Source organism: Streptomyces sp. NBC_00328, assembly GCF_036139655.1.
In the GTDB taxonomy this organism is placed as follows: domain Bacteria; phylum Actinomycetota; class Actinomycetes; order Streptomycetales; family Streptomycetaceae; genus Streptomyces.
This window is the reverse complement of sequence record NZ_CP108013.1, coordinates 9690293-9703686: the sequence shown is the minus strand read 5'-3', so window position 1 is coordinate 9703686 and position 13394 is coordinate 9690293. Positions and strand designations below refer to the sequence as shown.

Genomic DNA, 13394 nt, shown 5'->3' with positions numbered 1-13394 from the left:
GGTCGGGGCCGGTCCTGGTGGAGCGGGGCTGCTCAGGCAAGGCCGAGCTCCTTGTCGATGAAGGCGAGTACGTCGTCGGCGCTCGCGTCATCGGCGAGCTGCCCGTCCGGCGACGAACCCGCACCGCTCCCGGTGAGCCGGGCAGTGAGGACCTGCAGCCGGCCGGGTATGCGGTGCCGATCGACGTCCTCGGACGGCAGGGCGGCCAGGGTCTCCTCAAGCCGGTCGAGGTCCGCGAGGACGGCGAGGACGCCGCCGTCGGCGTGCGGACACAGCTCGCCGTGCAGGTGGGCGGCGAGCGCGTCCGGGGTCGCGTGGTCGAAGACCAGCGTGGCCGACAACCGCAGCCCGGTCGTTGCCGACAGCGCCTGTACGAGGCTGGTGGCGGCCACCGAGTCGAAGCCCAGGTCGGTGAAGGGCCGGGCCGGGTCAAGGGCGGCAGGTTCGTCGTAGCCGAGCAGGGCTGCCACGTGGGTGTGCACGAGGTCCAGGACCGCCCGGCCCTGCTGCCCTTCGGACAGCTCCTTCAGCCGCGCGGCGAAGTCCGCCCCGTCGCGGCCGGTGCCGCCCTGTGCCGGGCCCGCGTCGCGGGCGTCCCGGGCCTCGGGCACCGCGTCGACCAGCGGACGGGGGTGGGCCAGGGTGTAGACGGGGGTGAAGCGCGCCCAGTCCAGATCGGCGACAACGAGGTGCGCCAGGTCGCGGTCGAGGATGCGGCCGAGCGCGGCGGTGGCGAGGCCGGGGTCCATCGGCGGGGTGCCGATCCGGCTGAGCGCGGCGCCGAGTTCGGCGTCGACCATGCCCCCGTCCCAGGCGCCCCAGGCGACGGAGGTCGCGGTGGCGCCGCGGGCGCGGCGGGCACGGGCGAGAGCGTCGAGGCAGGCGTTGGCACTGCCGTATGCGGCCTGTCCGGTGCTGCCCCAGACCGCCGATCCGGAGGAGAACAGCACGAAGGCGTCCAGCGGGCGGTCACCGATGAGTTCGTCGAGGTGGTGTGCGCCGCCCGCCTTGGCGTCGGCGACGGCGGCGAACTCCTCCAGGCTCACGTCGGACAGTGGGGCGATGCGCTGCATGACGCCAGCCGCGTGCACTACCGCGGTCAGTGGCTGGTCGTCGGGGATGTCGGCAAGCAGGCGACGTACGGCCTCGCGGTCGCCGACGTCGCACGCCACAACGGTGGCCCGGGTGCCGCACGCGGCCAGCTCGTCGACCAGGTCGGCGACACCGTCGGCGTCCGGTCCGCGTCGGCTGGTCAGCAGCAGGTGTTCGGCGCCGCGGTCAGCGAGCAGCCGGGCCACGTGGGCGCCGAGTCCGCCGGTGCCGCCGGTGATCAGGGTCGTACCGCGTGGAGCCCAGGCACGGACGGCGGGCAGCTCGGCGAGCGGGGTCCGGACCATACGGCGGCCAAACACCCGGCCGCCGCGCAGGGCGAGTTGGTCCTCGTCGCCGGGCGCGGCCAACACCCGGCACAGCTGCGCCACGGTCTCGGCGTCGACGTCGGTCGGCAGATCGATCAGCCCGCCCCAGCGCTCGGGCAGGTCGAGGGCGAGCGAGGAGCCGAGGCCCCACACGGCCGCCTGCGCGGGGTCGGCGCTCTCGCCCGCAGGGGCGGCGGCGACCGCCTGGGCGGTGACGCACCACAGCGGGGCGTCGAGTGCGGCGTCCTCGAGAGCCTGCACGAGGGTGACGGTGGCCGCGGTGCCGCGCGACAGTGAACGGTGGCGTGGGTGGGGGCGCGCGTCGAGGCCAAGCAGCGAGAGGACTCCGGCCGGATTCGTGCAGGCGCGCAGCCGACCGGCGAGCTCCGGTCGCCCCTGGTCGCCGATCTCGAGCCGTACGGTCCGCACACCCTGCGCGGCGAGCCCCTCGGAGACGGCGCGGACGCGCGGATCGTCGGTGCGTCCTTCGGGCACGGCGAGCAGCCAGGTGCCGTCCGGTGCGGTGCGCTCGCCGGCGGGCGGCGTAACGGGCTGCCAGTCGACGCGGTAGCACCAGGAGTCCGTACGGGCCTCGTCGCGCTGTCGGCGTCGCCAGTCCTTCAGCGCGGGCAGCACCTCGCCCAGCGCCAGTGCCGGTACGCCCATCCGGTCGGCCAGCGTGACCGTGTCCGTCCGTTCCAGTGTGTTCCAGACGGCCGTGTCCACGGCGTCCGCGGAGACGGGCGTGGCACCGGCTGCCTCCGGGTCCCGCCAGAACCAGCGGCGCTGGAAGGCGTACGTGGGCAGGTCGACGACCCCGGCGCCACGCCCGGCGAAGAAGGCTCGCCAGTCGACGGTGACGCCTCGGCAGTGGGCCAGTGCGACGGCGGCGACCAACTCGGCCTCCTCCGGCCGGTCGCGGCGCAGTACCGGTACGAACTCAGCGTCCTCGGCGGACTGCTGTGCCATCGCGGACAGGACGGCGTCCGGGCCGATCTCCAGGAACGTGGTAACACCCCTCGCCGCCAACTCCCGCACGGCGTCGGCGAACCGGACCGTTTCGCGGACATGCCGCACCCAGTACTCCGGATCCGCCAACTCGGCTCCACCCACCTCAGCACCGGTCAGCGTCGAGACGATCGGGATGACAGGCTCACCGAACTCCACCTCCCGCGCCACCGCCCGGAAATCATCGAGCATCGGCTCCATCAACGGCGAATGAAACGCATGCGACACCCTCAACCGGCTCGCCTTACGCCCCAAACCCTCGAAGTACGCCTGGACCCGCAAGACTTCCGCCTCGACACCCGAAACAACCACCGCCGTCGGACCGTTCACCGCCGCGATACCGACACCGCCGACGCCGACCAGCAGCGGACGCACCTCATCCTCCGCCGCCTGCACGGCGACCATCGCCCCGCCCTCGTCCAACACCTGCATCAACCGGCCCCGCGCCACAACCAACCGCGCCGCATCGACAAGCGACAGAACACCCGCCACATGCGCCGCCGCGAACTCACCGACCGAATGCCCCGCCAGATAATCCGGCCTGACACCCCACGACTCAACGAGCCGATACAACGCCACCTCGATCGCGAACAACGCCGGCTGCGCAAACTCCGTACGACTCAGAACGAGTTCATCCGCACCCCACACCACCTCCCGCAACGGCACATCGACGACACCCAGCACCGCATCGAAAGCCTCCGCGAACACCGGAAACGCCTCATAAAGCTCCCGCCCCATACCAACCCGCTGCGCACCCTGCCCCGCAAACAAGAACGCCACCAGACCGTCGGAGCGGGACGCGTCGCTCCGTACGACGCCGGATGACGGCCGGCCCTCCGCCAGGGCGGTGAGCCTGCGGAGCAGTTCGGTGCGGTCGGTGGCGATGACGGCCGCCCGGTCCTGGAGGGCCGTACGGGTCGTGGCCAGGGAGTGGCCGAGGTCGAGAAGGGTCGGCCGGTCATCGGCTTCGGCACGGGCGATCAGGCGGCGCGCCTGATCGCGCAGGGCGTCTGGGCCCTTGCCGGAGAGGACGACGGGGACGATCTCGGCGGCGCCGGCGGTCGGCTCGTCCGGCGTAGGCTCCTCGGCGGGCGGCGCCTCCTCGATGATGACGTGACCGTTCGTTCCGCTGAAACCGAACGACGAGACCCCGGCACGACGCGGGCGCCCAGGGGTGGCGGGCCACTTCCTCGACTCGGTGAGGAGCTGGATCGCGCCTGCGGACCAGTCGACCTTGGCGCTGGGCTCGTCCACGTGCAGGGTCTTGGGCAGAACGCCGTGCCGCAGCGCCTCGACGACCTTGATGATGCCGCCGACGCCGGCCGCGGCCTGGGCGTGGCCGATGTTCGACTTCAAAGAGCCCAGCCACAACGGCCGGTCCTCGGGCCGGTTCTGCCCGTACGTGGCGAGCAGCGCCTGCGCCTCGATCGGGTCACCGAGGGTGGTGCCCGTGCCGTGCGCCTCCACCGCATCGACCTGGTCGGCGGTCAACTGTGCTGAGGCGAGGGCCTGTTGGACGACGCGGCGCTGGGAGGGCCCGTTGGGGGCGGAGATGCCGTTGCTGGCGCCGTCCTGGTTGACGGCGGAGCCGCGGACCACGGCCAGGACCGGGTGGCCGTTGGCGCGGGCGTCGGAGAGACGCTCGACGAGGAGCATGCCCACGCCCTCGCCCCAGCCGGTGCCGTCGGCGGCCTGGGCGAATGACTTGCAGCGGCCGTCGGGGGAAAGCCCGCGGTCCTGGCTGAAGCCCACGAAGGAGTGGGGGTGGGCCATCACGGTGGCGCCGCCCGCGAACGCGAGCGTGCACTCGCCCGAGCGCAGCGCCTGCACCGCAAGGTGCAGGGCGACCAGGGAGGAGGAGCAGGCCGTGTCGACCGTGACGGCCGGGCCCTCCAGACCGAGGGTGTACGCGATGCGGCCGGAGGCGACGCTGGCCAGGCTGCCGGTACCACCGCCGACGAGGTAGTCGTGGTAGACGGCACCGACGAAGACGCCGGTCCGGCTCTCCTTGAGCGTGACCGGGTTGATGCCCGCCCGCTCCAGGGCCTCCCAGGCGGTCTCCAGGAGCAGCCGCTGCTGCGGGTCGGTCTCCTTGGCCTCCTTGGGGCTCATCTTGAAGAAGTCGGCGTCGAAGTACCCGGCGTCGTGCAGGAATCCGCCCTCGCGGCTGTACGTCCTGCCGGGCTTGGCGGGCTCCGGGTCGTAGAGCGCCTCGGTGTCCCAGCCGCGGTTGTCCGGGAAGTACGAGATGGCGTCCCGGCCCGAGTCCACGAGTTCCCACAGTTCCTCGGGCGAGGTGATGCCGCCCGGGTAGCGGCAGCTCATGGCCACGATGGCGATCGGCTCGTGGTCCTTGGCCTCGGCCTCGCGCAGGCGGCGCCTGGTTTGCTGGAGATCGGCCGTGGCGCGCCTGAGGTAGTCACGAAGTTTGTCGTCGGTCCCCATCGTCCCCATCGCTCATGAACCAATCTCGAGGTTGTCCAGTGCCTGGAAGAGCTCGTCATCGCTGGCCGTGGTGTAGTCGTCGTCCGGCTGCCGTTCCTCGGCCGTGCTCCCCCGGGTGTCGCGCCAGGCGCGCAGCAGGGCCTCGATCCGGCTGGTGATCCGGTCGGTGTCCCCGTTCAGTTCAGGTGCGGCGGTCAGGACCGCTTCGACGCGGTCGAGTTCCGCGAGGAGCGGCTGGACCGGTCCGGCCTGTACCGGCGTGCCCTCCTGGAGCAGCAGGGTCGCAACCGCCTGAGTGTTGGGGTGGTCGAAGGCCAGGGTCGCCGGGAGGACGGTACCGGTGCGTTCCATGAGCCTCTTGCGCAGTTCCATGGCGGCGACGGAGTCGAAGCCAAGTTCCGTGAAAGCCCTGTCGGGCGCCACCGCGTCGGCCGACTCGTGTCCGAGCACGGCGGCGGCCTGTGCGCGGACCAGAGCGAGCGCGGCCCGCTCGCGTTCGCCGTCGGGCAGGGCGAGGATCTGCTGCCAGCGTCCGGCCTCCACGGCGACGTCGTCCGTCCCTGTGTCGACACCGTGGACGACCATGTCGGTGCCGGTGGTCTCGGCCAGCCAGTACGGGCGTCGTTGGAAGGCGTACGTGGGCAGGTCGACGCGGCGGCCGTGGGCGCCGGCGAAGAAGGCTCGCCAGTCGACGGTGACGCCTCGGCAGTGGGCCAGTGCGACGGCGGCGACCAACTCGGCCTCCTCCGGCCGGTCGCGGCGCAGTACCGGTACGAACTCAGCGTCCTCGGCGGACTGCTGTGCCATCGCGGACAGGACGGCGTCCGGGCCGATCTCCAGGAACGTGGTAACACCCCTTGCCGCCAACTCCCGCACGGCGTCGGCGAACCGGACCGTTTCGCGGACATGCCGCACCCAGTACTCCGGATCCGCCAACTCGGCCCCGCCCACCTCAGCACCGGTCAGCGTCGAGACGATCGGGATGACAGGCTCACCGAACTCCACCTCCCGCGCCACCGCCCGGAAATCATCGAGCATCGGCTCCATCAACGGCGAATGAAACGCATGCGACACCTTCAACCGGCTCGCCTTACGCCCCAGACCCTCGAAGTACTCCTGGATCCGCAGAACTTCCGACTCGACACCCGAAACCACCACCGCCGTCGGACCGTTCACCGCCGCGATACCGACACCGCCGACACCAACCAGCAGCGAACGCACCTCGTCCTCCGCCGCCTGCACGGCGACCATCGCCCCGCCCTCGTCCAACACCTGCATCAACCGGCCCCGCGCCACAACCAACCGCGCCGCATCGGCAAGCGACAGAACACCCGCCACATGCGCCGCCGCGAACTCACCGACCGAATGCCCCGCCAGATAATCCGGCCTGACACCCCACGACTCAAACAACCGGTACAGAGCGACCTCGATCGCGAACAACGCCGGCTGCGCGAACTCCGTACGACTCAGAACGAGTTCATCCGCACCCCACATCACCTCCCGCAACGGCACATCGATGACATCCAGCACCGCATCGAAAGCCCCCGCGAACACCGGAAACGCCTCGTAAAGCTCCCGCCCCATACCAACCCGCTGCGCACCCTGCCCCGCAAACAAGAACGCCGGCCCACGGCCGGTGGCCCGAGCGGCGTCGCGGACAGCGGTGGCGGGCAGGTCCCCTTCGGCCAGAGCGGTCAATGCGCGCAGGTACCCGTCCCGATCGGGGGCGAGGACCGCGGCGCGGTGCTCGAACGTGGTGCGCTCAACAGCAAGGGCGCGGGCGATGTCGCGGTCGTGCGCCGACGGCGCCGTGCCGAGCCACGCGGCGAGTTCCGCGGCCTGGGCGCGCAGGGCCTGCGGGGTGCGGCCGGACAGCAGCCAGGGGCGGCCATGGGTCGCGGGGTCAGGGTCGGTCTGCGTGGTGTCGGGTGCTGTCGGCGGTGCCTGTTCCACCACGACGTGGGCATTGGTGCCGCTGATGCCGAACGAGGAGACGGCGGCGCGGCGCGGGCTGCCGGTCTCGGGCCAGTCGCGGGCCTCGGTGAGCAGCCGCAGGTTGCCCGCCGTCCAGTCCACCTTGGTCGACGGGGTGTCCGCGTGCAGGGTGGGCGGCAGGATGCGGTGGTGTATCGCCTGGATCGTTTTGATGAGCCCGGCGACGCCGGCCGCGGCCTGTGTGTGGCCGATGTTGGACTTGACCGAGCCGAGCCAGACGGGCCGGTCCTCGGGCCGGTTCTGCCCGTACGTGGCGAGCAGTGCCTGCGCCTCGATCGGGTCGCCCAGGGTGGTGGCGGTGCCGTGTGCCTCGACGAGGTCGATGTCGGCGGGGGTCAGGCCCGCGTCGGCCAGGGCCTGGTGGATGACGCGCTGCTGTGCGGGGCCGTTGGGAGCCGACAGGCCGTTGCTCGCGCCGTCCTGGTTCACGGCCGAGCCGCGCACGACGGCGAGCACCGGGTGGCCGTTGGCCCGGGCGTCCGAGAGCCGCTCCACGAGCAGCAGGCCCACGCCCTCGGAGAAGCCGGTCCCATCGGCGTCGTCGGAGAAGGAACGGCAGCGACCATCGGCGGACAGGCCTTGCTGCAGACCGAATTCGACGAGGACTTCAGTGGTGGCCATCACGGTGACACCGCCGGCGAGGGCCAGTGTGCACTCGCCGGAGCGCAGCGCCCGGACGGCCAGGTGCAGGGCGACGAGCGACGAGGAGCACGCGGTGTCGACCGTGACGGCGGGCCCTTCCAGGCCGTATGTGTACGAGATGCGGCCGGAGTTGATGGAGCCGGTGGCTCGGGAGCGTGTGTAGTCGTGGTACATCACCCCGGTGTAGACGCCGGTGCGGCTGCCCTTGAGCGTGGCGGGGTCGATGCCGGCGCGTTCGAAGACCTCCCAGGAGGTCTCCAGCAGGAGCCGCTGCTGGGGGTCCATGGTGAGCGCTTCGTTGGGGCTGATCCCGAAGAACTCGGCGTCGAACTCGGCTGCGTCATGCAGGAATCCGCCGTTCCGGGTGTACGTCCGGCCAGGTGTCCCCGGTTCCGGGTCGTAGACGCCGTCGAGATCCCAGCCGCGGTCGGTGGGGAACGCGGAGACGGTCTCGGTGCCGTCGACGACGATCCGCCACAGGTCGCCGGGGGTCCGTACGCCGCCGGGGAAGCGGCAGGCCATGGCCACGACCGCGATGGGATCGTCGTCGGCGGTGGCTGTGGTGATGGGTGCCGCGGCGGTGGCCGGACCGCCGAGGGCGGACTCCTCGAGGTGCCGGGCGGCGGCGCGCACGCTGGGATGGTCGAAGACGAGCGTGGCGGGCAGGCGCAGTCCGGTCGCCGCGGCGAGCCTGTTGCGCAGTTCGACGGCGGTGAGCGAGTCGAAGCCGAGTTCTTTGAAGGCCCGGTCCGCCGCCACGGCGTCCGGCGAGTCGTGGCCGAGGACGTCGGCGACGTGGCCGCGCACCAGGTCCAGCAGGAATGCGTCGCGCCGGTCCTCCGGCAGGCGGGCCAGGCGGTCGGCCAGTGAGATGCCGTCCGTGCCCGTCCCGGCAGCCCGGCGGGCGGGAGCGCGTACCAGGTCGCGCAGTGGACCGTGCACGATGCCTTCGGCGGCGCGGGCCCGCAGTGCGGCCAGGTCGAGGACGAGCAGCAGGAGCAGCGGGTCGTCGAGAGCCAGCGCCTGGTCGAACAGGGCGAGTCCCGTGGCCGTCGTCATGGCGGGGAAGCCCTGGCGGCGCAGGCGTCCGATGTCGCTCTCGGCGAGGCCGCCGGTCATGCCGGTGGCCTCGGCCCACAGCCCCCAGGCCATGGAGGTGGCAGACAGACCGATGGCGCGGCGATGGGCGGCGAGGGCGTCGAGGAAGACGTTGGCGACGGCGTAGTTGGCCTGGCCGGCGGCGCCCAGGGTGCCGGCGGTCGAGGAGAAGAGTGCGAACAGGGCCAGGTTGTGACCGGCGGTGAGTTCGTGCAGGTGCCAGGCGGCGTCGGCCTTGGGGGCGAGGACCGTGTCCAGGCGTTCGGGGGTGAGGGCTGCGACGACGCCGTCGTCGAGGAGTCCGGCGGCGTGCACCACGGCGGTGAGGGGGTGGGCGTCGGGGACGGCCTCCACGAGTGCTGCCAGTGCGGCGCGGTCGGTGACGTCGCAGGCCGCGAGGGTCACGGTGACGCCGGCGGCGGCGAGTTCGTCGCGCAGCGCGGCGGCGCCGGGGGTGTCGGGGCCGCGGCGGCTGGTCAGCAGCAGGTGCCGGATGCCGTGTTCGGCAACCAGGTGCCTGGCGACGAGAGCGCCGAGGCCGCTGGTGCCGCCGGTGATCAGTGCGGTGCCGTTCGGGGCGAGCACGGGCGGCGCGGGGACCTGGCCGGTGTCGGCGGTGCGGACGAGCCGGGGGGTGTACAACATGCCTTTGCGCAGGGCGAGTTCGGGCTCCCCGGAGGCCACGGCCGCGCTCAGCGCTTGGCGGGAGGCGTCGGTGGCGTCCAGGTCGGCGAGGGTGATCCGGTCCGGGTTCTCGGCCTGGGCTGCGCGCAGCAGGCCCCAGGCGGGGGCGAGGGCAAGCGCGGGGGCGCTGTCGCCGGATACGGCGACGGCACCGCGGGTGACGACGACGAGGCGCGCGTCGGCGTACCGGTCCTGCTCGAGCCAGGTCTGGACGAGGTCGAGGGCGCGGCGGGCCGTGGCGCGGACGGCGGACGGCACGTCGGTGTCGGCGGGCTCGTCGAGCTGTACGTACACCGTGTCGGGGACGGGCTGTCCGCTGTCGAACTGGTCGAGGCCAGTGAGCGGTTCGGGGTGCGCGGGGCCGGTGGGCCCGGGGGCGGTCCGGTCGAGGGGCTGTTCGCTCCAGGTCAGGCGGTACGGCAGGGCGCGGCGTCCGGCCGCGCTGTCCAGCTGGCCGGCCGACACGGGGCGGGCGGTGATGGAGTCGACGCCGAGGACGGGGCTGCCGGTCGGGTCGGCGGCGTCAAGGGTGGTGTGGCCGTGGGCGTCGCGGACCAGGCGGACGCGCAGCGCGGTGGCGCCGACCGCGTGCAGCCGCACCCCGCTCCAGGAGAAGGGGAGAAGGGCCTCGCCCGCGGTGTCCTGGTCGGCCGCGACGAGTTCGGTGTGCAGGGCCGCGTCGAGGAGGGCCGGGTGCAGGCCGAAGGTCTGGGCGTCGGCGTGCGCCCGCTCGGGCAGGGTCACCTCGGCGAAGAGTTCGTCGTCGCGCCGCCAGGCCGCTGTCAGCCCCTGGAAGACAGGGCCGTAGGCATAACCGCGGCCGAACAGGCGCTCGTACGCGCCGTCCAGGTCGATCGGTTCGGCGCCGGTGGGCGGCCACTGCGTCAGGTCGGCCCGCTCCCGTCCGGCGTCCTGGGCGGAGCGTGCCGAAAGGGTGCCGGTGGCGTGCCGTGTCCAGGGCTGTTCGTCGCCGTCGGCGCGCGAGTGGATGCCGACGACGCGTCCGCCCGACGCGTCGGGGGCGTCGAGCAGGACCTGTACGGAGACTCCGCCGCGTTCGGGCAGGACGAGCGGTGCGTGCAGCGTCAGTTCGTCAAGGGTGGCGCAGCCGGCCCGCTCGCCGGCGTGAACGGCCAGTTCCACGAAGGCCGTTGCGGGCAGCAGCACGGTGCCGAGCGCCTCGTGGTCGGCGAGCCAGGGGTGGGTGTGCAGCGACAGTCGTCCGGTCAGCACGTGCCGGTCGGCCTCGGCGGTCTCGACAGCGGCGGCCAGCAGCGGGTGCTCGACGCCGGTCTGGCCGAGGTCGGTCACGCCGCCGCCGACGGTGGGGACCTTGCGCCAGTAACGCTTTCGCCGGAAGGCGTAGCCGGGCAGGTCGGTGGTGCGGGCGTCGGTGCCGTCGAAGAAGGCGGCCCAGTCCACGGGGGCACCGTGCACCCACGCCTCGGCCAGCGAGGTGGCGAACCGGGGCAGGCCGCCCTCGCCGCGGCGCAGCGAGCCGACCGCCGCGGCGGGCTTGTCCGCGGCGTCGATCGACTCCTGGACGCCGGTTCTGAGGATGTGGTGCGCGGTGGGCTCGACGAACAGGGTGCATCCGTCGCGCAGCAGCGCGCGCGTGGCCTCGTCGAAGCGGACGGTGCGGCGCAGGTTGGAGTACCAGTACTCCGCGTCGAGCCCGGCGGTGTCCAGGATGTCGCCGGTGACTGTGGAGTAGAACGGCAGCCGGGCGCTCTGGGGCGCGACGGGTGCGAGGAGGTGGATGAGTTCCTCACGGATCTCGGCCACGAAGTGCGAATGGGAGGCGTAGTCCACGGGGATGCGGCGGACCCGCACCTCTTCGTCGGTGAGTTCGGTGAAGAGCTCGTCCAGCGCAGTGTTCTCCCCGCACACGACTGCGGTGGACGTGCCGTTGACGGCGGCCAGTTGGAGCTGTCCGTCCCAGCGCTCCAGGCGGGCGGTGAGCTGCTCGGCGGGGATCGGCACGGACACCATGCCGCCCTTGCCTGCAAGGCGTTCCTTGATCAGACGGCTGCGCAGGGCCACGACGCGTGCGCCGTCCTGGAGGGAGAGCGCCCCGGCGACAGTGGCCGCGGCGATCTCGCCCTGGGAGTGCCCGACGACTGCGGCGGGTTCGACTCCATAGGAGCGCCACAGCGCGGCGAGCGAGACCATCACGGCCCACAGCACCGGCTGGACGACGTCCACGGCTTCCGGGTTGGGGCGGCCGGCCTCACCGCGCAGGACGCCGATGAGGTCCCAGTCCGTGAACGGCGCGAGGGCCGTGGCGCACTCCGTCATCCGGGCGGCGAACACGGGTGACTGGTCGAGCAGTTCGACGGCCATGCCCTCCCACTGGGAGCCCTGCCCGGGGAAGACGAAGACCGTTCTGGGTTCGCCGCCCGGGGCGGCGCCGGTCACCAGAGCGGAACTGGTGCCGCCCTCGGCGAGCTGTGCGAGCAGTGTGTCGCGGTCGGTGCCGAGGACGACAGCCCGGTGCCCGAGCCGGGCCCGGGTGGTGGCGAGCGACAGGCCGATGTCGGCGGGACGTTCGCCGGGCCGGTCCGCCAGGTACGTCCGCAGTTTCGCGGCCTGTGCCCGCAGCGCCTCCGCGCTCTTCCCCGAGACGATCCACGGGATCACCTCAGCGCCCACCCCGGACACCCCCCTTTGTTTCCACGTCGGATGCTCGCGTCAGTTCCCGGAACCAACGTGATCGTTCTTCTGTGCCTGTGCGAGTACGTCGCCGAACTCGGGGAACTGGGCCATGGCCTGATCAGCCGTCAGTTGTGGCAGACGCGGCCCCCGCAGGATCGCCAGTAGGTTGGCGGGGGCGAAGATCGCCAGGGGCGAGCCGGAGAGCGCCGCCGCGTTGAACACGGCCTCCGCAACCCGGCCGTTCTCCGCCGCGACCCTGGTGACCCGCTCACTGAGGCGCAGTTGGGCGGGGCCGGGGCGGCGCTTGGCGTTGGACTGGACGTCCGGGAAGAAGTGGTCCTGGGTGACGGCGGCCTGCCAGGGGGCGGTGGCGATCCTGGCCAGCGCCTTCTGCGCCTTGCGCGCGAGGCCGGGGCGCACTCCGTGGTGGCGGCGCACGGTGTCGCGCAGGGCAAGGGCCTGGAGTGCGGCCTGGGACATGCCGGTGCCGTAGTTCGGGTTGGGTGCCATGAGAGAGTCGCCGGTGGCGACGAAGCCCTCGGGCACCGGCAGTTTCTCGTAGTAACGTCGGCGGTTGGCCATGCCGCGGTAGGGGTGGATGGGGGAGTCGGGGCGGGCCGCGGCGATGAGGTCGGCGATGACGGGGTGGCGGGTCTCACGGGCGAACCGGGCGAAACCCTCCTCGTCGGTGGGCGGTACGGCGCCGCGGGTGCCGAAGAGGGTGACGATCCAGCGACGCCCTTCATTGGGCAGCAGCGCCGCGCCCCGCCCCGGCAGCCCGGTGCCCGCCTGGGCCTGGATGAGTACGCCGGGAAAGTCCTCGCGCAACCCGGCCGGCGCCTCGAAGACCCGGCTGGCGTAGGCGAATCCGCCGTCCACGACCTCCTCGTGGACCGGGGCGGCGCCGAGCTCGGTGAGCCAGGTCGGTGCCTGGGAGCGGCGCCCGGTGGCGTCGACGACGAGATCGGCGGCGAGGGTCTGCTCGGTGTCGGCCTCGCCGCGCACACGGACCCCGGTGACGCGGTCGGCGTCGCCGGTCAGTCCGGTGACGCGGGTGCCCTGCAGGACGGTGATCCGCCTGTCGGCGAGTGCCGTCCGGCGCAGCACGTGGTCGGTGAGGTCCCGGCTGCACAGCAGGACGTAGGCGGAGCTGGGGCGCCTGCGGAACCAGCCCTCGCCGGAGCGGGTCAGGTTGCCCGAGGGCAGCTCGCGCCGTTTGGCGCCGGCCTCGTGCAACTGGTCGGTGATGCCGGGCAGCAGCTTCTCCAGCGCTTCGACGCCGCCCCGCATGAACATGTGGTTGTGGTGTCCCTGCGGCAATCCGCGGCGGGGGGCCGGGGTGTCGGGGTACTGGTCGCTCTCCACGACGGTGACATCGGCATGCTCGCTCAGTGCGACCGCGGCGAGCACCCCCGCCATTCCGCCACCGAGCACTATTGCCCTGGTCAT

The 13394-nt window shown here is 72.5% G+C and carries 2 protein-coding genes and 1 pseudogene; all 3 read right to left on the bottom strand.

Annotation, left to right across the window (positions count from 1 at the left end; genetic code table 11):
* Nucleotides 1-32: 32 nt before the first annotated feature.
* Complete coding sequence (locus OG485_RS42750; protein WP_328663517.1) at nucleotides 33-4871, bottom strand: type I polyketide synthase; 4839 nt, start codon at nucleotides 4869-4871, stop codon at nucleotides 33-35.
* A 255-nt stretch (nucleotides 4872-5126) separates the two neighbouring features.
* Nucleotides 5127-11927, bottom strand: a pseudogene (locus OG485_RS42745) (SDR family NAD(P)-dependent oxidoreductase); the annotation flags it as partial.
* Nucleotides 11928-11981: 54 nt separating this feature from the next.
* Nucleotides 11982-13394, bottom strand: a complete 1413-nt coding sequence (locus OG485_RS42740) for an FAD-dependent oxidoreductase (RefSeq protein WP_328663521.1) — start codon at nucleotides 13392-13394, stop codon at nucleotides 11982-11984.

Bases quoted from the DNA above. Each gene is read 5' to 3' on its own strand.
- OG485_RS42750 (WP_328663517.1), bottom strand. From the start codon at position 4,871: ATGGGGACCGACGACAAACTTCGTGACTACCTCAGGCGCGCCACGGCC.
- OG485_RS42740 (WP_328663521.1), bottom strand. From the start codon at position 13,394: ATGACCAGGGCAATAGTGCTCGGTGGCGGAATGGCGGGGGTGCTCGCC.